17 protein-coding genes and 2 pseudogenes are annotated in these 23580 nt (G+C 72.2%); 5 read left to right on the top strand and 14 right to left on the bottom strand.

The features are described 5' to 3' along the window. Positions 1-115: 115 nt before the first annotated feature. Positions 116-1105, bottom strand: a complete 990-nt coding sequence (gene lipA, locus FB157_RS02425; RefSeq protein WP_145875413.1) for a lipoyl synthase — start codon at positions 1103-1105, stop codon at positions 116-118. 123 nt (positions 1106-1228) lie between these two features. Next, positions 1229-2026, bottom strand: a complete 798-nt coding sequence (lipB, locus tag FB157_RS02420; RefSeq protein WP_145875411.1) for a lipoyl(octanoyl) transferase LipB — start codon at positions 2024-2026, stop codon at positions 1229-1231. Positions 2027-2264: 238 nt separating this feature from the next. Here lipB and FB157_RS02415 point away from each other — a divergent pair, with 238 nt between their 5' ends. Next, the gene (locus FB157_RS02415; protein ID WP_145875409.1) at positions 2265-3728 is read left to right on the top strand and encodes a regulator; all 1464 of its coding nucleotides are present in this window, start codon (positions 2265-2267) and stop codon (positions 3726-3728) included. Positions 3729-3732: 4 nt separating this feature from the next. Here FB157_RS02415 and FB157_RS02410 read toward each other — a convergent pair whose 3' ends face one another. From FB157_RS02410 to FB157_RS02400, 3 genes are all read right to left on the bottom strand, one after another. Then, complete coding sequence (locus FB157_RS02410) at positions 3733-5097, bottom strand: NAD(P)/FAD-dependent oxidoreductase (protein WP_145875407.1); 1365 nt, start codon at positions 5095-5097, stop codon at positions 3733-3735. 216 nt (positions 5098-5313) lie between these two features. Beyond that, positions 5314-6207 (bottom strand): TIGR01777 family oxidoreductase, encoded by an 894-nt coding sequence (locus FB157_RS02405; protein WP_145875405.1) that lies wholly within the window; start codon positions 6205-6207, stop codon positions 5314-5316. A 55-nt stretch (positions 6208-6262) separates the two neighbouring features. Beyond that, positions 6263-7456, bottom strand: coding sequence for a MarP family serine protease (locus tag FB157_RS02400; RefSeq protein ID WP_145875404.1), 1194 nt, complete (start codon positions 7454-7456; stop codon positions 6263-6265). 250 nt (positions 7457-7706) lie between these two features. Here FB157_RS02400 and FB157_RS02395 point away from each other — a divergent pair, with 250 nt between their 5' ends. Together FB157_RS02395 and FB157_RS02390 are read left to right on the top strand one after the other, a co-directional pair. Then, on the top strand, positions 7707-8519 hold the full coding sequence (locus FB157_RS02395; protein WP_261386145.1) for a peptidoglycan recognition protein: 813 nt from the start codon (positions 7707-7709) through the stop codon (positions 8517-8519). A 65-nt stretch (positions 8520-8584) separates the two neighbouring features. Then, entirely contained in the window at positions 8585-8785 is a 201-nt protein-coding gene (locus FB157_RS02390) for a hypothetical protein (protein WP_145875401.1), read from the top strand. On the opposite strand, the gene FB157_RS02385 is transcribed toward FB157_RS02390, so the two are convergent. The 7 genes from FB157_RS02385 to FB157_RS02355 all read right to left on the bottom strand — a co-directional run bounded on the left by FB157_RS02385 (position 8775) and on the right by FB157_RS02355 (position 19373). Beyond that, complete coding sequence (locus FB157_RS02385) at positions 8775-9296, bottom strand: DUF4240 domain-containing protein (RefSeq protein ID WP_145875399.1); 522 nt, start codon at positions 9294-9296, stop codon at positions 8775-8777. The two genes, FB157_RS02390 and FB157_RS02385, sit on opposite strands and share 11 nt — an antisense overlap. A gap of 63 nt (positions 9297-9359) precedes the next feature. Beyond that, the gene (locus tag FB157_RS02380; RefSeq protein ID WP_145875398.1) at positions 9360-10346 is read right to left on the bottom strand and encodes a YafY family protein; all 987 of its coding nucleotides are present in this window, start codon (positions 10344-10346) and stop codon (positions 9360-9362) included. Positions 10347-10432: 86 nt separating this feature from the next. Further along, positions 10433-13135 carry a pyruvate dehydrogenase (acetyl-transferring), homodimeric type gene (gene aceE / locus FB157_RS02375; protein WP_145875396.1) on the bottom strand — a complete coding sequence of 901 codons (2703 nt, stop codon included), beginning with the start codon at positions 13133-13135 and terminating at the stop codon, positions 10433-10435. 259 nt (positions 13136-13394) lie between these two features. Next, on the bottom strand, positions 13395-14018 hold the full coding sequence (locus FB157_RS02370; RefSeq protein ID WP_145875395.1) for a GntR family transcriptional regulator: 624 nt from the start codon (positions 14016-14018) through the stop codon (positions 13395-13397). A 262-nt stretch (positions 14019-14280) separates the two neighbouring features. Further along, positions 14281-16047: a 2-oxoglutarate dehydrogenase, E2 component, dihydrolipoamide succinyltransferase gene (gene sucB, locus FB157_RS02365; RefSeq protein ID WP_145875393.1), complete on the bottom strand. Its 1767-nt coding sequence runs from the start codon at positions 16045-16047 to the stop codon at positions 14281-14283. A 62-nt stretch (positions 16048-16109) separates the two neighbouring features. Next, entirely contained in the window at positions 16110-17498 is a 1389-nt protein-coding gene (gene lpdA, locus FB157_RS02360; RefSeq protein WP_145875391.1) for a dihydrolipoyl dehydrogenase, read from the bottom strand. A 348-nt stretch (positions 17499-17846) separates the two neighbouring features. Beyond that, positions 17847-19373, bottom strand: a complete 1527-nt coding sequence (locus FB157_RS02355; protein WP_145875388.1) for a leucyl aminopeptidase — start codon at positions 19371-19373, stop codon at positions 17847-17849. Positions 19374-19717: 344 nt separating this feature from the next. Here FB157_RS02355 and FB157_RS02350 point away from each other — a divergent pair. Continuing rightward, positions 19718-20794, top strand: a pseudogene (locus FB157_RS02350) (hypothetical protein); the annotation flags it as partial. A gap of 82 nt (positions 20795-20876) precedes the next feature. Here FB157_RS02350 and FB157_RS02345 read toward each other — a convergent pair. After that, on the bottom strand, positions 20877-21905 hold the full coding sequence (locus FB157_RS02345) for a hypothetical protein (RefSeq protein WP_145875387.1): 1029 nt from the start codon (positions 21903-21905) through the stop codon (positions 20877-20879). Between the two features lie 131 nt (positions 21906-22036). Between FB157_RS02345 and FB157_RS02340 the strand changes: the two are divergent. After that, positions 22037-22819 (top strand): annotated as a pseudogene (locus tag FB157_RS02340) (spherulation-specific family 4 protein); the annotation flags it as partial. On the opposite strand, the gene FB157_RS02335 reads toward FB157_RS02340, so the two are convergent. Further along, positions 22743-23528 (bottom strand): adenosylcobinamide-GDP ribazoletransferase, encoded by a 786-nt coding sequence (locus tag FB157_RS02335; protein ID WP_145875385.1) that lies wholly within the window; start codon positions 23526-23528, stop codon positions 22743-22745. The pseudogene FB157_RS02340 and the gene FB157_RS02335 sit on opposite strands and share 77 nt — an antisense overlap. Between the last annotated feature and the right edge of the window lie 52 nt (positions 23529-23580).

Raw genomic sequence — 23580 nt, 5'->3', positions numbered from 1 at the left:
CTTGATACGGAGCGCCGAAACGCTGACGCGGCCCTGACGGTCGTCCTCATCAGCGAGGACGGTCAGGACCGCGTCGACTCGGCCATTACTGGCCAGTAACAGCTTGTGCGTGAATTCACACAGCCTGGGCCGCGATGGAGCCGCCGCCCGGCTGCGGAGCAGCGGACCGGCGCTGTTCCATCGCCATCTGGTACAGGCGCCCGGCGCGGTACGAGGACCGGACCAGCGGGCCGGACATCACACCGGCGAAGCCGATCTGCTCGGCCTCCTCCTTCAGCTCCACGAACTCCTGCGGCTTCACCCAGCGCTCCACCGGGTGGTGGCGCACCGAGGGGCGCAGGTACTGGGTGATGGTGATCAGCTCGCAGCCCGCCTCGTGCAGCTGCCTGAGCGCCTCGCTGACCTCCTCGCGGGTCTCGCCCATGCCGAGGATCAGGTTGGACTTGGTGACCAGGCCGAAGTCGCGGGCCTCGGTGATGACCTTCAGCGAGCGCTCGTAGCGGAAGCCCGGGCGGATCCGCTTGAAGATCCGCGGCACGGTCTCGACGTTGTGCGCGAAGACCTCGGGACGGGAGGAGAAGACCTCGGCGAGCTGCTCGGGGACCGCGTTGAAGTCGGGGGCCAGCAGCTCGACCTTGGTCCGGCCGGCCTCGCGCCCGGCGGTCTGCTGGTGGATCTGGCGCACGGTCTCCGCGTACAGCCAGGCGCCGCCGTCCTCCAGGTCGTCGCGGGCGACGCCGGTGATGGTGGCGTAGTTCAGGTCCATGGTGACCACGGACTCGCCGACCCGGCGCGGCTCGTCACGGTCGAGGGCCTCGGGCTTGCCGGTGTCGATCTGGCAGAAGTCACAGCGCCGGGTGCACTGGTCGCCGCCGATGAGGAAGGTCGCCTCGCGGTCCTCCCAGCACTCGTAGATGTTCGGGCAGCCGGCTTCCTGGCAGACGGTGTGCAGACCCTCGCTCTTCACGAGCTTCTGCATCGCCGTGTACTCGGGGCCCATTTTCGCCCGAGTCTTGATCCACTCGGGCTTGCGCTCGATGGGGGTCTGGCTGTTGCGGACCTCCAGGCGCAGCATCTTGCGTCCGTCGGGTGCGACTGCGGACACGACCGGCTCCCTGCTGATTGCTTAGACGAAATCTTCGATTCTTCGGCGCACACCAGGGTACGCCCGTGTTAACTGAGCCCTACGGGTGAGGCCAACCTCACAGCCATGGGGCGCATTCCCCGATCAGGCGGATGCCTTCTCGATCTCCCGCGGCTTCGGCTCCGCGTTCTCAAGAATGTCCCGAAGATGGCGCTCCACCACCGGCAGGACCTCCTCGACGGTGATGGCGCGGCCCAGCTCGCCGGCCAGGGAGGCCACCCCCGCGTCACGGATGCCGCACGGGATGATCCGGTCGAACCAGCGGTTGTCCGGGTTCACGTTGAAGGAGAAGCCGTGCATCGTGACGCCCTTGGCGACGCGGATGCCGATCGCGGCGATCTTGCGGTCCTCGCGGCGCTGGCCGGCGTTGGAGGGGGCGTACTCCGGGCCGTTCAGGCGGGGGTCGAACTCCTCGTCCTGGAGCCGCGGGTCGAAGTCGAGGGCGAGCCCGCCGAGGGCCGGCCGCTGCTCGACCGGGTCGCCGAGCACCCACACGCCGCTGCGGCCCTCGACCCGGGTGCTCTCCACGCCGAACTCGGTGCAGGTGCGGATGAGTGCCTCCTCGAGGCGGCGCACGTGGGCGACCACGTCCACCGGGCGGGGCAGCTTCTGGATCGGGTAGCCCACCAGCTGACCGGGGCCGTGCCAGGTGATCTTGCCGCCGCGGTCCACGTCGATGACGGGGGTGCCGTCCAGCGGGCGCTCGCCGTCCTCGGTCCGGCGGCCCGCCGTGTACACCGGGGGGTGCTCCAGGAGCAGCACGGTGTCGGGGATCTCGTCGGCGAACCGGGCCGCGTGCACCCGGCGCTGCTCGTCCCACGCCTCCTGGTACTCGACGGCGTCCGCGCCGAACCCCATGTGGACGAACCGCAACTCACTCACGGCAAGCGCCTCCCTCAGCAATGGGTGTGTCAGGCACATAACGCGCCCACGCCACTGTACGTCCGCCCGGGGCACGTCAGCCCTGGGGGCAATCCTCACACGATCGGATGAATGAGCGGCGAAGTATGTGATCGTCTACTCACTCTCCGCTACATTCGCGCCGTTCACGAGGCCATAAGGGCTGCTCACAGGCAATCCCGGCACTTCAGGCGCCGGAAGGCAGGAGACCGCACCGCAGATGACGGACCGACCCGCGCAGCGCACCCCCAACCGCCAGCTCGCCGCGCTCATCGCAGAAGCGGGGTTTTCCAACGCGGGTCTGGCTCGTCGCGTCGACCAGCTCGGTCTGGAGCACGGGCTGGACCTCAGATACGACAAGACCTCGGTCACCCGCTGGCTCCGTGGGCAGCAGCCCCGGGGCACCACGCCCGCCCTGATCGCCGAGGTGTTCACCCGCCGGCTCGGACGCCGGCTCACGGCCCAGGACCTCGGCCTGGACGCCTGTGCGCCGGTGTACGCCGGGCTCGAGTTCGCGGCCACCCCCGAAGAGGCCGTCGACATCGTCAGCGGTCTGTGGCGCAAGGACTCGGGCAGTCACGCCGAGCTGCGCAAGATCGCCTTCACCCCGGCGGGGCTGGTCGTGCCCAGCCGGGACTGGCTGATCGGCAAGGCCGACGACCGGGTGGCCCGGGAGTCGGCCCCCCGGGTGCCCGCGCAGGCCCGGCCCGCCGTCCGGGACCGGCCGGAAGCCGTACCCGCTCCGCCCCGGCCCCGCGGACACGCCGCCCGCGCTCCCGGCCACAAGGTCACCGGCGGTGACATCGCCGCGCTGCGCTCGGTCGGCGAGCTGTTCCGCACCCTCGACGACGCCTACGGCGGCGGCCACGCGCGGCAGGCCCTGGTGCGCTACCTGGAGCACGAGTGCGAGCCCATGCTGCGCGGCGTCTACGACGAGCAGACCGGCCGCCGCCTGTTCGCCGCGGCCGCCGACCTCACCCGGCTCGCCGGCTGGACCTCGTACGACATCGCCGCGCACGGACTCGCCCAGCGCTACTTCGTGCAGGCCCTGCGCCTCTCCCAGGCGGCCGGTGACCGGTCCTACGGCTCCTACGTACTGGTCACCATGAGCCGTCAGGCCGTCTACCTCGGGCACGGCAGGGAGGCCGTACAGCTGGCACGGGTGGCCCAGCAGGGGGTCGGCACCGGCGCACCACCGGTCGTGCAGGCGCTGCTGCACGCCTCCGAGGCCCGCGCGCACGGGGTGCTCGGGGAGGTGCGGGCGTGCACCGGGTCGCTGGTGCGGGCCGAGCGCGCCCTGGAGGCGGCCCGGCCCGGGGACGAGGTGCCGTACTGGGCCCGGTTCTTCGACGAGGCGCAGCTCGCCGACGAGTTCGGGCACTGCCACCGCGACCTGCAGCAGTTCCGGGCCGCCGCCCAGCACGCGGAGCGCTCCCTCCAGCTGCGCGCGCCCTCGTACGCCCGCAGCCGACTGTTCTGCCGGGTCGTCCTCGCCACCGCCCGGCTCGGCCTCGGCGAACTCGACCAGGCCTGCGCACTGGCCGCCGAGGCCGCCGGCCAGGCGGCGGAGATGCGGAGCGCTCGCGCGATCGAGTACGTGAAGGACTTCGAACGCAGACTGGAGCCGTACAAGGACGCGGCGCCGGTGAGGGGGTACCGGGAGAGGGTCGCCGCGCTGGGCTGACGGACTAGGCCGCTCGAGGCAGCGTGGGTGCCGGATCCGCCCTGTGCATCGGTCCCGCCGCTCCCAGGTCCGCCAGGATCGCCGCCGCGGCCCGGTGGGCCGAGTGCAGGGCGCCCTGGACGGTGCTGGTGTCGCGGTGGTCGCCGCAGACGTACAGGCCGGCCAGCAGGCGTACCGGGCGGCGCAGGTCGTGCGGGGGGCGCATCGCCGGTACCGCCTGCGGGGTGTGGTGCACGGCGAGCGTCTCCCAGCGGCGTGTCGAGGTCCCGTAGAGCCGCGAGAGGTGGATGCGGACGGCGGTGTCGACGTCGTCGGGCGGGGTGCCCAGCACGGTCGACGAGATCAGCACCCGGCCGGCCGGCGCGCGGCTCGGGTCGACGTTGCTGAGCACCGCCGTGTGTGCGACCGGTCCGCCGCGGTCGGCGTCCAGCAGCAGCGACGTGCCCGTCGCGAGGACCGCGGCCGGTTCGTCCGTGGTGTGGTGAACGACCGTCACCGGATGGAAGTCCGGTACCCGCAGGCCCGGCAGCAGCTCGGCCGCGGCCCGCGCGTCGGTCGCCAGCAGCACCGCACGGCAGCGGATCTCACCGTGCTCGGCCGTGGTCACCGAGGTCGTGGACACGGAGGTGACCCGCACCCCGGTGCGCACGGTGCCGGGCGCCAGCGTGCCGGCCAGCAGCTCCGGCAGCGCCTCCGCACCGCCCTCCGGCACGCACAGCCGGCCGCTCGCGAAGGAGTGCAGCGCCAGGTCGGCGCACCGGCTGGAGGTGGTCAGCTCCGGGTCGCACAGCAGCGCGGCGAGCAGCGGGCGCAGGAAGCCGTCGACGGTCCGGGCGGGCATCCCGCGGGCCGCGAGGGCCTGCGCGGCGGGCAGCTCGGGCCGGGACAGCAGGCGTTCGACGGGAGTGGCGGCGATCCGGCCCAGGGCGGCGCCGAGGCGGGCCTGGTCGACCGCGCCGCCCACCGGCGCACCGGCACGGCCCGGTGCGGCCGCCGGGCCCCTGGGGGCGCTTGCCAGGGCGCGCACCACATGGAGTGCGCCCCTTGCGCTCCCTCCGGTCGCCGGTGCGCCCGTGCGATGGGTCTGTCCGTCGCGGTGCAGCAGTACGCCCGGCGCGAAGCGGCGCAGGGTGAGCGAGCCGAGTCCCGGGGTGCGGCGGAGCTCGGGATAGGACGTGGACAGCAGCTGTCCGATGCGGTCGAGCCGGAAGCCGTCGACCTTCTCGGTCGACATGCGGCCGCCCGCATAAGGGGCGGCTTCCAGGACTACGGTTGTTACTCCTGCGCTGGTGAGCCGATGAGCCGCCGAGAGTCCGGCGATTCCGGCTCCCACGATGACGACGTCCACCTGGTACGCGGGCTCAAGCACGAGGCCCCTCCTGTGGTTGCGCGGCCGGTGGAGACGTCATGCCCCCAACAGGCTCCGGGGATACCCGAGTTCGGGTCGAGGTTAGGGCCGTGATCGGTCAGGAACAGTCGCGCATCAACAGAGCACGGTCGCACGACGGTCGCATACGGTCACAAGAGGTCACAGGAGATCCCAGAGCTTCCTGACGTCATGTCAGCCGGCGTGCGCGGCGTCCTCTCAGGCCGCGCGGATCGCGTCGTCGATCCCCGGGAACGCAAAGGTGAACCCCGACTCCAGCAGCCGCTTCGGCACCACCCGCAGGCTGCCCAGCACCTCCCCGGCCATCTCGCCGAGCGCCGTCCGCAGGACCGGCGCCGGGACGGCGAACAGCGTCGGCCGGTGCAGCACCCGCCCCATCGCCTCGGTGATCTCACGGTTCGTCAGCGGCTGGGGCGCGGTGAGGTTGAACGGCCCGGACAGGGTGTCCTGGTCGATGAGATACCGGATCGCGGCGACCTCGTCGTGCAGCGCGATGTACGACCAGTACTGCCGTCCGTCGCCCATCCGCCCCCCGAGCCCGGCCTTGAACAGCGGGAACAGCCGGCCCCAGGCCCCGCCGCCGCGCGCCACCACCAGCCCCGTGCGCACGAAGACCGTCCGCACGCCCGCCTCCTGCACGGGCGCAGCCGCCTCCTCCCACTCCACGCACAGCGATGGCAGGAACCCGTCGCCGGGCGGCGCGTCCTCGTCCACGGCCCGGTCGCCCGTGTCGCCGTAGAAGCCGATCGCGCTGCCGTTCACGAAGACCCGCGGCGGTGTGTCCAGCGAGGCCACAGCCTCCGCCAGCGCCGCCGTGCCGAGCACCCGGCTGTCCCGGACCAGCCGCTTGTACTCCGGTGTCCAGCGCCGGTCGCCGATCCCCGCCCCCGCGAGGTTGACCACCACGTCGCAGCCGACCAGACCGGCCGCGTCCACCTGCTGCCGCTCGGGGTCCCAGCGGACCTCGCTGCCGTCCCGGGGCGCACGGCGGACCAGACGCACCACCTCGTGCCCGTCCGCGGTCAGGGACCGCACCAGGGCGCTGCCGATGAGACCGGACGCACCGGCCACCGCGATTCGCGAAGGTTCCATGCGCCCCATCCTTCCCCCCTCGCCCCCGAGAAGACCGTCACGCGGCGACGACGCGCTACGACGTGACCAGCTGGCCCGTGTCCACCGGCGCGGTCGCCGAGGCCGCGCGTCCGGCGTCGCCCGCCACCTCGGCCGCGGTCAGCACGTACCCCGTCTCGGCGTCCGAGGTGGAGCGGGCGAAGACCACACCGAACACCCGCCCGCCGGTGGTCAGCAGCGGGCCGCCGGAGTTGCCCGGCCGGACCGTCGAGCGGATCGAGTAGATCTCCCGGGTGACCGTGTGATTGCTGTAGATGTTCTGGCCGGTCGCCCGCACCCGGTTCGCCACCGTCGCCGCCTGCAGGTTCAGGTTCCCGTCCTGCGGATAGCCCGCGACCACCGCCGAGTCGCCGCGTGCGGCACTCCGGTCGAACCGCAGCACCGGGGCACGCAGATCGGGCACGTACAGCACCGCCACGTCCCGGTCGGGGTCGAAGAGCACCACCCGGGCCTCGTACGACCGCCCGACCCCGCCCACCCGCACGCTCGGGTGGTCGATGCCCGCCACCACGTGGGCGTTCGTCATCACGTGCCGCGGCGCGTACACGAAGCCGCTGCCCTCCCGGCCCTCGGTACCGGAGGCGCCCTCGATCTTCACCGTGCTCCGCTTGGCGGCACCGGTCGCGGCCGGCGTCACACTGTCGCCCGTGGGCCGGGGCACCTGCGCCGTCGACTCGTTCTCGAACGGGTTGAAGACCTGTGGGAAGCCCGCCTCGGTCAGGGCGGACGTCGCCCGCGAGAACCACACCGGGGTCGTCTCCGGCATCGTCTGCTGCACCGCGCCCAGCAACGCCGAGTTCCGTATGGCCGTCGTCAGGGTCTGCGACGAGGACGCGCCCAGCACGCTCGCCGCGACCCAGGCCACGATCAGCACCGCGACCGAGTTGGCCGCCGCACCCCCTATCCCGTCCGCCACCCGCAGCGGACCCCGGCCCTCCCGGTCCAGCTCCCGGCGCAGCCGCAGCGCCAGCCGGCCCGCCAGCTCGTGCCCCACCGCCCCCGGCACCAGCACCGTCAGCACCGCCAGCACGGTCGCGGTCGCCGAGCCGCGCGCCACCAGGCCGGTCACCCACGGCAGCGCCCACACACCGACGACCGCGCCGCCCACGAACCCGGCCAGGGACACGCATCCGGCCACCAGGCCGCGCCGGTACCCCGACGCCGCGTAGACGAGGATCACCAGTGCGAGCACCAGGTCGAGCAGGTCCACGGAGCCGCCTTTCTCTCGGACCCCCTAATACGGCCGGGACGGGCCCGATGATCAGTCACGCACGCGCGCGAGCGCCCACCCGACGGCGAACCGGCCACGTGTGCGTATATCCCCAGAAACGTCCTCCACCAGGACGATGGTTCCACCGGGTGGCACAGCACACATCGCGAGCCCGGCGGACCGGCCCGACAGTGGGCTCATGCCTGCCTTCCGAAGATCGCGAGGGACGCGGAAGCGGCGGGGCGTGCACGTGCCCAGTGCCGTACTGGTGCTGCTGGGCGCTCTGCCCGGCCTGACCGCCATCCTCGCGCTGGCCCTGTTCGCCCGCGGTGTCGAGCGCCCCGGCGAGCTGGGTCTCGGCCAGCCCGCCGCGGACCGGCCCCAGCCGGCCCATCACGCCCCCCGGCCGCGGATCGTGCCCCGCTCCGCCTGGCTGGACCGCACCGCGGCCGCGCACAGCCAGCCGCCCCCGCGCTACGACGACAAGGTGGTCGCCGTCTTCGTCCACCACACCGACTCGCCCAACCACTACGACTGCGCCGAGGCGCCCCGCATCATCCGCGACCTGTACGCCGGCCAGACCGGCCTGCGCCGCTGGGACGACATCGGCTACAACTTCCTCGTCGACCGCTGCGGCACCATCTACGAGGGCCGCGCCGGAGGCGTCGAGCGGCCCGTCACCGGCGCCCACACCCAGGGCTTCAACCACCGCACCACCGGCATCGCCGCCCTCGGCACCTTCACCGCCGGAGTCGACGTGCCGCGGGCCATGACCGACGCGATCGCCGCCCTCACCGCCTGGAAGCTCGGCCTCGCCGACGTCGACCCGCGCTCCCGCGCCCGCCTGGTCTCCAGCAACGGCCTCAGCCGCTACAAGGCCGGCAGCACCGCCACCCTGCCCGCCGTGGCCGGCCACGGCGAGGGCTTCATGACCAGCTGCCCGGGCGCCGCCCTGACCGCCCGGCTCCCGGAGATCAGACAGTCCGCCGCCCGCCTGCAGGGCCGTGTCCCCGCCCGGCCCGTGGCCACAGGAGCGCCACAGGCGACTCACGGCACCCGCTGAGGCCGCCGCCCTACCGTCGGGGCACGCACTCAGCGGGAGATGCGCCGACCGGAGGCGGGGAGACGATGAGCGGTACACGGCAGCAGGACGAGCAGGCCCGGCGGTCGGGGCCGGCGGCCTCCGTGTGGACCCGGGCGGTGCGCCGCCCCTGGACCGTCGTCCGCGTGGTCGCGGCGGTCGTGGTCGGGCCGGCCGCCGCTACGGCCTCCGCACTCGATCTGGCCAACGCGGCGCCACCCCTGCACGCTCCCGGAGTCAGCCCTTGAAACGTGCCCAAAGCCGGGGATACAGCTCGGCGAGGGCCGCCTCGTTCTCGAAGTCGATCGGAGTGCCCTCCGGTTCGACGGGCGCCGGCGCGATGCCGAGGTCCGGGGCGACGGCGCCGGTGAGCTGCTCGTACGCCTCGTCCGCCGCGTACCCCAGTTCCTCTCCGTCGCCGTCGATCTCCTCGTCGAAGTCCCGCAGCAGCTCGGCCAGCGAGTCCGGGGCGTGCAGGGCGCCCTCGAAGACGTCTCGGCCCTGGCCGATGAGCCAGCACCGGAAGTAGTCGAACGCGTCGTCACTGGCCCCGCCGAGCAGCACCCAGGAGGCGCCCCACAGGTCCCAGTGGTAGGCACGGTTGTAACGGGACTCGAAGTGACGGGCGAAGTCCAGGACCGTCTCCGGGTCCAGCTGGAGCAGCCGGTCCACGAGCAGGTCGGCCTGCTCCTCGGGGTCGCCCTCGGCGGCCTCGCGGGTGGTGTCGATCAGCTCCCAGAACTCCGACTCTTCCATCACGGGTCCAGCATCGGGCCTGAGCCGGCGGGGCGCACGCGGAGTCGCCCGGAGTGCCGCGGATCGTTATGAGACCTCTCCACGGCCGTAGCGCGCGGCGAGCCGGGCCGCGTCCGCCGCGAACCGATCCCGCAGGCTCCCCGGCGCCAGCACCTCGGCCTCCGGCCCCAGCGCCGTCAGCTGGGTGTGCGCGACCTCCTCCGACTCCACCGGCACGGTCACCGTCACCCACCCCTCGGCGTCCGGCCCGCCCGCGCCCGCGAGCGCCTCGCGCGCGGAGAGCGGATCGACGGCGTACGGCAGCCTGCGCACACCGTCCGGGGACAGCCGTACGACGACCTCGGCGCGCAGGATCGACCGGGCGAACCGTTCGGCCTGCTCGGCCCAGTACCGGGGGAGGCCGAACTCCGGATCGCGGTCGAAGTGCTCGTCACGTACCTCGACGGCGTCGAACCGGTCGATCCGGTACGTCCGGAAGGCGCCGCCGTCGCCCACCCGCGCACACAGGTACCAGACGCCCGCCTTCAGCACGAGCCCGTACGGCTCCAGGTCCCGCTCGACGACGGTCTCCCCGCGCCGGTACACGGCCCCGATCCGCCGGTCGTCCCACACCGCCTCGGCGACCACGGGCAGCAGCGCGGGTGTCGCCGGCTCGCGGAACCAGGCGGGCGCGTCCAGATGGAACCGCTGGGCGGCGCTGTCCGGGGCGTCCCGCAGGGAGGGCAGCAGGGCCGCGGAGACCTTCAGCCGGGCGGCGGAGGCGACGTCGTCCAGCCCCATCTCCCGCAGCGCCCCCGGCACCCCGCTCAGGAACAGGGCCTCGGCCTCGCTCCGGGCGAGCCCCGTCAGCCGTGTGCGGTACCCGCCGATCAGCCGGTACCCGCCGGCCCGCCCCCGGTCGGCGTACACGGGCACCCCGGCCTCCGAGAGCGCCTGCGCGTCCCGCGTGACCGTCCGCTCCGACACCTCCAGCTCCCGGGCCAGCTCGGCGGCGGTCATGGAGGGGCGGGACTGGAGGAGGAGCACCATCTTGATGAGCCGGGCCGCACGCATGCGTCTCATGATGCCGGGGGCCACCGGCAGAGAACGACGAAGAAGGGGTACGGCAGCTGCCGTACCCCTTCCCAGGACTCGGACGACTACAGCCCGTACTTCTCCCGGGCTTCCTTCACCGCGGTCGCCTTGACCTCGCCGCGCTTGGCGAGCTGGGCCAGGGCCGCGACGACGATCGACTGGGCGTCGACGCCGAAGTGGCGGCGGGCGGCCTCGCGGGTGTCGGACAGGCCGAAGCCGTCGGCGCCCAGCGAGGACCAGTCCTGCTCGACCCACTGCGCGATCTGGTCCGGGACCTGGCGCATGTAGTCGGAGACGGCCAGGACCGGGCCCTCGGCGCCCTGCAGCGCCTGGCGGACGTACGGCACGCGCTCCTCGCCGCGCAGCAGGGCCGCGTCGGCCTCCAGCGCGTCGCGGCGCAGCTCGGACCAGGAGGTCGCGGACCACACGTCGGCGGCCACGCCCCACTCCTCGGCGAGCAGCCGCTGCGCCTCCAGGGCCCAGTGGATCGCCGTGCCGGAGCCGAGCAGCTGGATGCGCGGGGCGTTGGCCGGGGCGGTCACGCCCGCGGACTCCGCCGTGTTGAAGCGGTACAGGCCCTTGACGATGCCCTCGTCGATACCGGGCCCGGCCGGCTTGGCCGGCTGCGGCAGCGGCTCGTTGTAGACCGTCAGGTAGTAGAAGACGTTCTGGTCCTCGCCCGGCTTGGCCTCGCCGTACATCCGGCGCAGACCCTCACGGACGACGACCGCGATCTCGTACGCGAACGCCGGGTCGTAGGTGAGGGCGGCCGGGTTGGTGGCCGCGATCACCGGGGAGTGGCCGTCGGCGTGCTGGAGGCCCTCGCCCGTCAGGGTCGTACGGCCCGCCGTCGCGCCGACGAGGAAGCCGCGGCCGAGCTGGTCGCCGAGCTGCCACATCTGGTCGGCCGTGCGCTGCCAGCCGAACATCGAGTAGAAGATGTAGAACGGGATCATCGCTTCGCCGTGCGTGGCGTACGCGCTGGACGCGGCGATGAAGTCGGCCATCGAACCGGCCTCGGTGATCCCCTCGTTGAGGATCTGGCCGTTCTTGGCCTCCTTGTAGTACATCAGCTGGTCGCGGTCGACCGGCTCGTACGTCTGACCCTTGGGCGAGTAGATGCCCAGGGACGGGAAGAGGCTCTCCATGCCGAAGGTGCGCGCCTCGTCGGGGACGATCGGCACCCAGCGCTTGCCGGTCTCCTTGTCGCGGACCAGGTCCTTGACCAGACGGACGAAGGCCATGGTGGTGGCCACGTTCTGGGAGCCGGAGCCCTTGTCGAAGGAGGCGAAGGCCTTCTCGGCGGGGGCGGGCAGCGGGGCCAGCGCGTGCGTGCGGCGGGCCGGGGCCGGGCCGCCCAGGGCCGCGCGGCGCTCCTGGAGGTAGCGGACCTCGGGGGAGTCGGCGCCCGGGTGGCCGTAGGGCACCACGCCGTCGGCGAAGTCGCTGTCCTTGATCGGCAGGTCCAGCAGGTCCCGCATCGTCTTGAACTCGTCCACCGTCAGCTTCTTCATCTGGTGGTTGGCGTTCTTCGACGCGAAGCCCTCGCCGAGGGTGTGGCCCTTGACCGTCTGGGCCAGGATCACGGTCGGCGCGCCCTTGTGCTCGACGGCGGCCTTGTAGGCGGCGTAGACCTTGCGGGCCTCGTGACCGCCGCGCGAGAGGTGGAAGCACTCGAGGATCTTGTCGTCGCTCAGCAGCTTCGCCATCTCGGCGAGCGCCTGGTCCTTGCCGAAGAAGTCGGCGCGGATGTAGGCGGCGTCGCGGGTCTGGTACGTCTGGATCTGCGCGTCCGGTACCTCGCGCAGACGGCGTACCAGCGCGCCGGTGGTGTCGAGCTGGAACAGCTCGTCCCAGGCCGAGCCCCACAGCGTCTTGATGACGTTCCAGCCGGCGCCGCGGAACTGGGCCTCCAGCTCCTGCACGATCTTGAAGTTGGCGCGCACCGGGCCGTCGAGGCGCTGCAGGTTGCAGTTGATGACGAAGGTGAGGTTGTCCAGCTCCTCACGCGCCGCGAGCGCGAGGGCCGCCGTCGACTCCGGCTCGTCCATCTCGCCGTCGCCGAGGAACGCCCACACGTGCGAGGCGGAGACGTCCTTGATGGCGCGGTTGGTGAGGTACCGGTTGAAGCGCGCCTGGTAGATCGCCGACAGCGGGCCGAGGCCCATCGACACCGTCGGGAACTCCCACAGCCAGGGCAGCCGGCGCGGGTGCGGGTAGGAGGGCAGGCCGTTGCCGCCGGACTCCTGGCGGAAGTTGTCGAGGTGGCCCTCGTTCAGCCGGCCGTCCAGGAAGGCGCGGGCGTAGATGCCGGGGGAGGCGTGGCCCTGGATGTAGAGCTGGTCGCCGGACCCGTCGGCCTCCTTGCCCTGGAAGAAGTGGTTGAAGCCCGTCTCGTAGAGCCAGGCCGCCGAGGCGAAGGTGGCGATGTGGCCGCCGACGCCGTACTTCGAGCCGCGGGTCACCATGGCGGCCGCGTTCCAGCGGTTCCACGCGGTGATCCGGGCCTCCATCGCCTCGTCACCGGGAATGCCCGGCTCGGCGGCGGTGGGGATCGTGTTGACGTAGTCGGTCTCGAGGAGCTTCGGCAGCGCGATGCCGCCCGCCTCGGCGCGCTCCAGCGTGCGACGCATCAGGTATGCGGCGCGGTGCGGCCCGGCCTCCCTGGCGACGGCGTCCAGGGAGGCCTGCCATTCGGCGGTCTCCTCGGGGTCGCGGTCGGGGAGCTGGTCGAGCGCGCTCGGCTGGATGGCGTTGGGGTCGGTCATGTCGCCGCCTTCCTCAGTCGAAGGGGGTTCCCTCATCGGTAAGGGTTCGGGGGTGCCCTTGGTCTTTGGCAGGACAGGGCAGCGGACTTCGGTGGAAGTCCGTCGGCGACTGTAACTCCCTGATCGATGATCGATCAAAGGGGTACGGGGCAAAACTTCTCGATTTCGAGAAAGTAGGCACCCGGTGCCTTTGAAATGGGCACCCGGTGCCGCATCCGACCCGGGTTTTCGCAGGTGAGCGACGGTATGCTCGGGTGAATCAGGCCCTCGGGGCGCAGCCCAGGACGTGCGCCTTCACCAGCTCGGCGATGCGCGGATCCCTGCGCTTGAAGGCCTGCACCAGCTCCTCGTGCTCCTCCGCGTAGGACTGCTGGACCGTGCCCAGCCAGCGGATCGACAGCGCCGTGAAGACCTCGATGCCCAGGCCCTCCCAGGTGTGCAGCAGCACCGAGTTGTCCGCCGCGCGGACCAGCTCGCGGTGGAAGCCGACCGTGTGGCGGACCTGGGCCGTGCCGTCGGCCCTGCGGTCGGCCTCGTACAGGGCCAGGACGTGCGGTTCCAGGGCCGAGCAGTCCTCCGCGAGGCGTTCGGCCGCCAGCTCCGCCGCGATGGCCTCCAGGCCGGCCCGGACGGGGTAGCTCTCCTCCAGATCGGCCGCGGTCAGGTTCCGGACGCGTACGCCCTTGTTCGGCGCGGACTCGATCAGCCGCAGGGACTCCAGCTCGCGCAGGGCCTCCCGGACCGGAGTCTGGCTGACCTCCAGCTCGGTGGCGATCCGCCGCTCCACGATGCGCTCGCCCGGCTGCCAGCGACCGCTGACGATTCCCTCCACGATGTGCTCGCGGATCTGTTCGCGCAGCGAGTGGATGACGGGGGCGGTCATGAGGGCTCCTTCCGGAGGGGCTGACGTTTAGACAATAAAGCCGTGCGGCGCTTCGGAGGGATGCATGGGGGTGCTTTCGTGCAGGTGAGACGAGGCGCACATGGGGCCTGCGGCGCCTGACGGCTCGGTGCGGACGGTCTTCGGGCGACCTGGGGTTCCTGGTGGTCGCCCGCGTCCCTGGGAGTTGCGGCTTGCCCCGTTGAAACGGCGGAGCCCCGCCCGGAAGGTTCCGGGCGGGGCTCCGTACTGCCTGATCGGGGGATCAGAGGCCGAGCTCGACCTCGAACTCGCCCGCCTCCAGGATCGTCTTGACCGCCGTCAGGTAACGGGCCGCGTCGGCGCCGTCGACCAGGCGGTGGTCGTAGGAGAGGGTCAGGTAGGTCATGTCGCGGACGCCGATGACCGTGCCCTCCTCGGTCTCGATGACGGCCGGACGCTTGACCGTGGCACCGATGCCGAGGATCGCGACCTGGTTCGGCGGCACGATGATCGTGTCGAACAGCGCGCCGCGCGAACCGGTGTTGGAGATGGTGAAGGTCGCGCCGGACAGCTCGTCCGGGGTGATCTTGTTGGCGCGGACCTTGCCCGCCAGGTCGGCCGTGGCCTTGGCGATGCCGGCGATGTTCAGGTCGCCCGCACCCTTGATGACCGGGGTCATCAGGCCCTTCTCCGAGTCCACCGCGATACCGACGTTCTCGGTGTCGAAGTAGGTGATCGTGCCCTCGGCCTCGTTGATCCGGGCGTTGATGACCGGGTGGGCCTTCAGCGCCTGGGCGGCGGCCTTGACGAAGAACGGCATCGGGGAGAGCTTGACGCCCTCACGGGCGGCGAAGGAGTCCTTCGCCTTGCCGCGCAGCTTCATCAGGCGGGTGACGTCGACCTCGACGACCGAGGACAGCTGGGCCTGCTCGTGCAGCGCCTTGACCATGTTGTCGCCGATGACCTTGCGGATGCGGGTCATCTTGACGGTCTGGCCGCGCAGCGGGGAGACCTCGAGGGCCGGGGCCTTCTTGGCGGCGGCCGGAGCGGCGGCCGGAGCCGGAGCGGCTGCGGCAGCCTTCGCGGCCTCGGCGGCGGCGATGACGTCCTGCTTGCGGATGCGGCCGCCGACGCCGGTGCCCTTGACGGCGGCCAGGTCGACGCCGTTCTCGGCGGCGAGCTTGCGCACCAGCGGGGTGACGTAGGCGCCCTCGTCGGTCGCCTGGGCGGCGGCCGGAGCCGGGGTGACCGGAGCCGGAGCCACCGGCGCGGGGGCCGGGGCGGCCGGAGCCGGAGCGGCGGCGACCGGGGCGGGCGCGGGGGCCGGAGCAGCCGGGGCCGGGGCGGCCGGAGCCACCGGGGCGGCCGGAGCCGGGGCCGGAGCGGCGGGGGCCGGAGCCGGGGCAGCCGGGGCCGGGGCGGCGGCCGGAGCCGCACCCGCGGCGCCGATGACGGCGAGCTTGGCGCCGACCTCGGCGGTCTCGTCCTCGCCGACCACGATCTCGAGCAGCACGCCGGAGGCGGGCGCCGGGATCTCGGTGTCGACCTTGTCCGTGGAGACCTCGAGCAGCGGCTCGTCGGCCTCGACGGAGTCGCCGACCGACTTCAGCCAGCGGGTGACGGTGCCCTCGGTGACGGACTCACCGAGCGCGGGCAGGACCACGTCCGTGCCCTGGGCGCCACCGGCCGGGGCGGCAGCGGGGGCGGCCGGGGCCTCGGGGGCCGGGGCCGGAGCGGCGGGGGCCTCGGCGACGGGGGCCGGGGCCGGAGCCTCGGCGGCCGCGGGGGCCGGAGCGGCAACGGGCGCACCCGTGCCGTCGTCGATGACCGCCAGCTCGGCGCCGACCTCGACGGTCTCGTCCTCGGCGACCTTGATGGAGGCCAGCACGCCGGAGGCGGGCGAGGGGATCTCGGTGTCGACCTTGTCGGTCGACACCTCGAGCAGCGGCTCGTCGGCCTCGACGCGCTCGCCTTCGGCCTTCAGCCAGCGGGTGACAGTGCCCTCGGTGACGCTCTCACCGAGCGCCGGAAGGGTTACGGAAACCGCCATGGTTTCGGTTTCTCCTTAGGAATTTGCGGAAGTCTGTGTCGTCGCGCCCGTGGACCGAAGGCTCAGTCGTGGGAGTGCAGGGGCTTGCCGGCGAGCGCCAGGTGCGCCTCGCCCATCGCCTCGTTCTGCGTCGGGTGGGCGTGGATGAGCTGGGCGACCTCGGCCGGCAGCGCCTCCCAGTTGTAGATCAGCTGGGCCTCGCCGACCTGCTCACCCATGCGGTCGCCGACCATGTGGACGCCGACCACGGCACCGTCCTTCACCTGGACGAGCTTGATCTCGCCCGCGGTGTTGAGGATCTTGCTCTTGCCGTTGCCCGCCAGGTTGTACTTCAGAGCGACGACCTTGTCCGCGCCGTAGATCTCCTTGGCCTTGGCCTCGGTGATACCGACGGAGGCGACCTCCGGGTGGCAGTACGTCACCCGCGGGACACCGTCGTAGTCGATCGGAACGACCTTCAGACCGGCCAGACGCTCCGCCACCAGGATGCCCTCGGCGAAGCCGACGTGCGCGAGCTGGAGGGTCGGGACGAGGTCACCGACGGCGGAGATGGTCGGAACGTTGGTGCGCATGTACTCGTCGACCAGGACGTAGCCCCGGTCCATGGCGACACCCTGCTCCTCGTAGCCGATGCCCTGGGAGACCGGGCCACGGCCGACGGCGACGAGGAGGACCTCGGCCTCGAACTCCTTGCCGTCCGCGAGGGTGACCTTCACACCGTCCTGGGTGTACTCGGCCTTCTGGAAGAAGGTGCCCAGGTTGAACTTGATGCCGCGCTTGCGGAACGCGCGCTCAAGAAGCTTGGAGGAGTTCTCGTCCTCGACCGGGACGAGGTGCTTGAGGCCCTCGATGACCGTGACGTCCGAGCCGAAGGACTTCCACGCCGAGGCGAACTCGACGCCGATCACACCGCCGCCCAGGATGATCGCGGACTTGGGCACGCGGTCCAGGACGAGGGCGTGGTCGGACGAGATGATCCGGTTGCCGTCGATCTCCAGGCCCGGCAGCGACTTCGGCACGGAGCCGGTCGCCAGCAGGACGTGGCGGCCCTGGATGCGCTGGCCGTTCACGTCGACGGAGGTCGGGGAGGACAGCCGGCCCTCACCCTCGATGTAGGTCACCTTGCGGGAGGCGATCAGGCCCTGCAGACCCTTGTACAGGCCGGCGATGACACCGTCCTTGTACTTGTGGACGGCCGGGACGTCGATGCCCTCGAAGGTGGCCTTGACGCCGAACTGCTCGCTCTCGCGAGCCTGGTCGGCGATCTCGCCCGCGTGCAGCAGGGCCTTGGTGGGGATGCAACCCCGGTGCAGGCAGGTGCCGCCGACCTTGTCCTTCTCGATCAGGGCGACGTCCAGGCCCAGCTGCGCTCCGCGCAGGGCCGCGGCGTAACCACCGCTACCACCGCCGAGGATCACTAGGTCGAAAACGGTGCTGGCGTCGTTCGCCACGTCACGTCCTCCATGCATGTGCGCCGTACGCCGGTCTCCGATGACCGGCAGGCGGCTGGTGTCCGGCCGCTTGATGCTTCGGCCCTTCGGTGGGGGCCCTGTCCTGCCGGGCTCCATCTTTGCACTTGTTCGAGGCGGACGAGACGCCGGGCTGGAGTGTGAGACACCCCACGCTCACTTGAAAGGAAGGCTCGGGGCGGCGAACCCGAAGGGGCGCGGGGCCGTATCCGGCGGCAGCCGGCCCAAAAGGGGCGCGGGGCTGTATCGATATGCGGCTCCGCCGCGCGGGCGCGAACAGCCCCCACGCGGCGGATCCGTACTACGGAATCGACCGAGCCATCGGGCGACTCAGCCCAGCTCACCCGCGGCCGTCAGCTCCGCAAGCCGCACCAGCGTCCGCACCGCGGAGCCGGTACCGCCCTTCGGCGTGTACCCGAAGGCACCCCCCTCGTTGAACGCGGGGCCCGCGATGTCGAGGTGCGCCCAGGTGATCCCCTCGCCCACGAACTCGCGCAGGAACAGACCGGCGACCAGCCCGCCGCCCATCCGCTCACCCATGTTGGCGATGTCCGCGACGGTGGAGTCCATGCCCTTGCGCAGGTGCTCCGGCAGCGGCATCGGCCACGCCGGCTCGCCGACCTCCTCCGCGGCCTCGTACACCGCCGTGCGGAAGGCGTCGTCGTTGGCCATGACACCGAACGTCCGGCTGCCCAGCGCCAGCATCATCGCGCCGGTCAGCGTGGCCACGTCCACGATCGCGTCCGGCTTCTCCAGCGAGGCCGCCCACAGCGCGTCGGCCAGGACCAACCGGCCCTCGGCGTCGGTGTTCAGCACCTCGACGGTCTTGCCGCTGTACATGCGCAGCACGTCACCGGGGCGCACGGCGGAGCCGGAGGGCATGTTCTCGGCCAGCGCCAGCCAGCCGGTGACGTTGACCTCCAGGCCGAGGCGGGCGGCGGCGACGACCGCGGCGAACACGGCGGCGGCACCGCTCATGTCGCACTTCATCGTCTCGTTGTGGCCGGCCGGCTTCAGGGAGATGCCGCCCGAGTCGTAGGTGATGCCCTTGCCGACGAAGGCCAGGTGCTTCTCCGCGTTCGGGTGCGTGTACGTCAGCTTGACCAGGCGCGGGGTCGCGGCCGAACCGCCGCCGACGCCCAGGATGCCGCCGTAGCCACCCTTGACCAGGGCCTTGTCGTCGAGCACCTGCACCTTGAGGCCGTGCTCCTTGGCCGCGGCCTGCGCCTCGGCGGCGAAGATCGCCGGGGTGAGGTCGTTCGGCGGCATGTTGATCAGGTCACGGGAGCGGTTCAGCTCCTCGGAGACCGCGACGGCCCGGGCCACGGCGCTCTTGTGGGCGGCGTCCCGCGGCTTGCCGCCGAGCAGCGCGGCCTCGGCCAGCGGGGCCTTGCCGTTCTTGGCCTTGGCGTCCTTGCCGGAGTCCTTGTACGCGTCGAAGGCGTAGGCGCCGAGCAGGACGCCCTCCCCGATCGCGCCGACGGCGCCCGCGTCGTCGACGGGCAGCGCGAACGCGGCCTTCTTGGAGCCGGCGAGCGCACGGGCGGCGAGGCCGGCGGCCTTGCGCAGCACCTCGGCGTCGTACCCGGCGTCCTTCCCGGGCTCCGCGCCCAGGCCCACCGCCACCACGAGCGGCGCCTTGAAGCCGGCCGGGGCGGGCAGCTTCGTCAGCTCGCCCTCGGCACCCGAGGCACCGAGGGTCTCCAGGACGCCGGCCAGCCTGCCGTCGTACGCGTTGTCCACGGCGTCGGCGCCGGGCGCGACGACGGGTCCCTTGGCGCCCTTGGCGACACCGATCACGATCGCGTCGGCCCGGAGGCCGGGCGCCGCGGCGGTGCTGAGAGTCAGAGCAGTCACGGTGGTGAAATCTCGCTTCCGATGTGAAGTTGCTGTGGCCGATGAGGGGTGGGTCGACCGGGCCCGAGAGCCGACCCTAGGTCCAGGCCTGGGGGCATGTGGCAACCGGGGCCTTCACCCTGTCGGCGAACACCCGTGACGAGACTACGCGCGTGTGACCGTTCGCTCATGCCTGCGGGTGTTCACCTGTGCGTGGCGTCGTGGCCACTTCTCGCCCCCCGGACGCCGGTGAGCTGAGCCACACTCATCGGGTTCCGGCGGGCCGCTGCCCGTCACTTCGCATGATTTCCACTGATCCTCCGCGAATTCACCACTGAGGGATCTTCTGGGGGGAAGGACCTGCCATGGCACACCGCGTGCGGCGCTGGAGAGCGCCGGCCGTCACCGCGACGGCCGCGGGCCTGATCGCACTGGGGCTCGCCGCCCCGCCCGCCTCCGCCGCCACCGACCCGCGCATCGATCTGCGCGTCCTGGTCGTCGACGACGGCGGCAGCTCCGTCGGTGCGATCACCGCACAGCTCAGGAGCGAGGGCATCCCGTACACCACGGTCGACCTGGACGACTCCGGCCGGCCCGCCATCACCGACACGTTCCTCAGCGACACCCTGGGCGGCCGGCCCCGCGCCAAGTTCCAGGGCGTCGTGCTGCCGAACGAGGCCCCGTTCGGCGCGGGCTCCGCCGAGCAGACGGCCCTGGAGACGTACGAGAGGACGTACGGCATCCCGCAGGTCGACGCCTACACCTGGGCCCACCCCGAGGTCGGCCTGGACTACACCGACCAGGGCGGCTACGCCGGCAGCCTCGACGGGCGGACCGCCGGCGTCACCGCGGCCGGCAGGGCGGGACCCTTCGGCTACCTGGACGGCGCCTTCGGCTTCGAGGACAACTCGCCCTCCGTGCAGGAGAGCTACGGCTTCGTCGCCCGGCCCCGCACCGGCTTCACCAGCTATGTCGACGTCCCCGTGCCGGACGGCAGCGGCACCGGCAGCCTGCTCGGCGAGTACGCCCACGACGGGCGGCGCGAGCTGGTGGTGACGTTCGCCTACAACCAGTACCAGCAGCAGTTCCGGGTGCTGGCGCGGGGCATCGTGGAATGGCTGACCCGGGGCGTGCACCTCGGCCAGGCCCGCAACTACTTCGCCGTCCACGTCGACGACGTCTTCGCGCCGGACGCCCGCTGGGACACCGAGCGCAACTGCACGCCTGGGGACATCGACTGCGGCAGCGGCGGCACCGACACCACCACGCCGATCCGGATGACCGCCGACGACGCCCGGTACGCGGCCTCCTGGGAGCAGAGCCACGGCTTCACGCTGGACATGGCGTTCAACGCGGGCGCCGGCGAGGAGTGGAAGAGCGAGAACGGCGGCACCGACGCCCTCACCGGCCGGCTGCTCGCGGACAGGGCCAGGTACTGCTGGGCGGCATGAACATGAGCGCGCTGCTGCGCACGACCCACGGCTCGGACTCGCGGGAGTTGTCCTGGCTGGGTGTAGGTGTGGTTCACCGTTTCTGGGGTTGTTGGCCAGCGTTGGCCAATTCGCCACGAACCGGGCCGGAGATGGTCCGGTGGCCCTCCGAACGGTCCTGAGGGCCTGGGAACAGCGCGAGTTGGTCACCTTGGCGCGGTCGGGTCTTGCCGCCCTGGGTGGGCGTGCCCGCTGTCCTGCGTGGGTTCGCGGTCCCGCACGCCCTCGGCATGGATTCGGCCTGGCCGGTAGCTCTCCCCGTGTTCATCCTCCGGTGAGCGGGGGTCACACCTGGCCGACGCCGGATCCCGTGACCGAGGGCGCGCCTTCCGACGCTATCCCGGCGCAGCCGTGCTTGTGAGCGAGGGCGATCAGCTCGCTGATCGCGGCGCGCAGCCGACCGTCCCGGGTGGCCGTGGGGCCGGTCAGATCCAGCGGGACCGTGATCGGGTTCGCCGATCGGGTTGCCGTGTGGATCGAGCATGTACGCAGCGAGGTGGTCGGCGTTCAGATCGACCCCCAGCAGCCGCGCACCCAAGGCTTTGAGCTCGTCCAAGGTGGGCAACACCGTCTTGTCGGCGGACCAGGAGGCATCCAGATACCACTTGCCACGGCTCGGGCTGCAGACGATGTCGTAGCGCACCGACCGGTGGGCGGTAATCCGGTCGAGCCACTCGCCGTGCCGGTGCTGGAAGGACACGCTGCCCGCGAGCCGATAGCGGCCCTGGGGTGCATTGGCCAGGTGCTGCAGCGGCTCGGGCAGTACCAGGGTCACCGAGCCGTCGGACGGGTCGACGGTGATCGTGCAGTTGCCGTGCGGAGCACCGGACTCGCCGTCGGCGGTGAGGAACAGCCGCCCGGCTTCCCAGCGTTGACGCCAATCGGCCTCGGTCAAGTGGGCATCGGCGAGATGGTGCCGCAGTCGTGCCAGGCTGCGTCCGCCGACCGTGATCGATGGTCGCCCGGCGGCGATCTTCTGCTCCACAGCGGCGAGCCGGGCCTTAAGCACCTGCATGTGGCGTTGCTTCTGAACCCGTTCGTTCTGGTCGGCGTAGCCCCGCACGCCCTCTTTGGAGCGCTATTCGTTCCAAGCGCCTGCTCGGCCCCGAGAACTGGCTTTGTTCACCCGCACGAGGGACGTGACGGCCAACTACGGCCCATAAATCAGTCACCAGTTATTCGGCCAGCGGCCCCGGCGACCACCCCGACGCGGCCTTCGCCGAGACCGCCGCCCGGCTGCGGGCAGCGGGGGTGACCCTGCTCGGCTACACCGACACCGGCTACGGCAGGCGGCCGTACGAGGACGTCGTACGGGATCTGCGCCGGCACCGCGAGTGGTATGGTACCCAGGGCGCGTTCCTCGACCAAGTGCCCTCCGGGACGGGTGAGTCAGGGCACTACGAGCGGCTCACCACGGCCGCCCGGACCTTCGGCTGTGTCACGCTCGCGCTGAACCACGGCACCCCGCCGCACCCGGTGTACGCGGCACTCGCCGACCTCCTGGTCACCTTCGAGGGCTCCTGGGCGACCTATCTGCGCACGCCCCCGCAGGCCCGGCACTACCCGGCCGGGGTGCGGGTCTGCCACCTGGTCCGCGGCGTCCCGGCGGACGCGGACATGGCCGGGGCCGCCCGGGAGCGCGGCGCCACCGTGCACTGCGCGGTTCCCGGCACGGGCGCTCACCCCTGGGGCACGCTGCCCCACGGCCTGGACGACGGGACCCCCCTAGGCCCTGTCGTCAAATTCCCGTCTGCCCCACGACGCCTGGCACGCACTCTCGCCGCACCGGGCGAAAGCCCAAGTACGTCCAGTACGAGGACTTCCGCCCGGCACGCCGAGAGCACGCACCAGACGCCGCGAGGCCGCCCTTCGGGCGACGACGGGAATTTGACGACAGGACCTAGCGGCCCAGGGACAGCAGCACGAGCGCGGCCGTCGCCGCCGTCTCCGCGAGGGCGCCGAAGACGTCCCCGGTGACCCCGCCGAAGCGGCGGACGCAACGGCGCAGCAGGAGTTCGGAGGTGGCCAGGGACAGCAGGACCGCGGCCGCCGCGCGGAGGGCGCCGTACATGCCCTGGGCCGTACCCCAGGCGGCCGAGACGACCGTGAAGGACGCCGTGACGGCCAGCGCGCCCGGCACCGGCACCACGCCGGCGACCGCCGCCCCGAGACCCTCCGGACGGGCCGCGGGCACCCCGGTGCGCGCGGCCAGGGTGAGCGCGAGCCGGGCCGCGACCGCCGCGGTCACCGCCGCGGCGGCGCCCCGCACCCAGGAACCGGCGTAGAGCTGCGCCAGCGCGGCGACCTGGGCCAGCAGCACCAGGACGAGGGTCAGTACCCCGAACGGCCCGATGTCCGACTGCTTCATGATCCGCAGCGCGTCCTCCGCGGGCTTCCCGCTGCCGAGCCCGTCCGCCGTGTCGGCGAGCCCGTCCAGATGCAGCCCACGGGTCAGCGCGGCCGGTACGGCGACGGAGGCGACGGCGGCGAGCAACGGGCCGGCACCCAGCAGGAGCAGCAGCAGTCCGAGCCCCGCCGCGCAGCAGCCGACGACCAGTCCGACGACCGGGGCGTTCAGCATGCCCCCGCGGGCGGCCTCCCGGTCCCACCGGTGCACCCGGACAGGCAGCACGCAGAGCGTGCCGAAGGCGAAGCGGAGGCCGTCGAGAGGGGAGGACTTGAGCACCGGCGCAGGTTACCGGGCCGTCGCCGGGCTCCTCACCGCGGCCGGGACTAAA

Source organism: Streptomyces sp. BK340, assembly GCF_007827595.1.
In the GTDB taxonomy this organism is placed as follows: Bacteria; Actinomycetota; Actinomycetes; order Streptomycetales; family Streptomycetaceae; genus Streptomyces.
Note: the sequence above shows the minus strand (reverse complement) of the source record. Positions and strands in the feature narration are given on the sequence as shown.

Coding starts and splice junctions, on each gene's coding strand:
- FB157_RS02405 (WP_145875405.1), bottom strand. CDS start 6,207: ATGGAACCTTCGCGAATCGCGGTGGCCGGTGCGTCCGGTCTCATCGGC.
- FB157_RS02390 (WP_145875401.1), top strand. CDS start 8,585: ATGAGCGGTACACGGCAGCAGGACGAGCAGGCCCGGCGGTCGGGGCCG.
- FB157_RS02415 (WP_145875409.1), top strand. CDS start 2,265: ATGACGGACCGACCCGCGCAGCGCACCCCCAACCGCCAGCTCGCCGCG.
- aceE (WP_145875396.1), bottom strand. CDS start 13,135: ATGACCGACCCCAACGCCATCCAGCCGAGCGCGCTCGACCAGCTCCCC.
- sucB (WP_145875393.1), bottom strand. CDS start 16,047: ATGGCGGTTTCCGTAACCCTTCCGGCGCTCGGTGAGAGCGTCACCGAG.
- FB157_RS02380 (WP_145875398.1), bottom strand. CDS start 10,346: ATGCGTGCGGCCCGGCTCATCAAGATGGTGCTCCTCCTCCAGTCCCGC.
- FB157_RS02370 (WP_145875395.1), bottom strand. CDS start 14,018: ATGACCGCCCCCGTCATCCACTCGCTGCGCGAACAGATCCGCGAGCAC.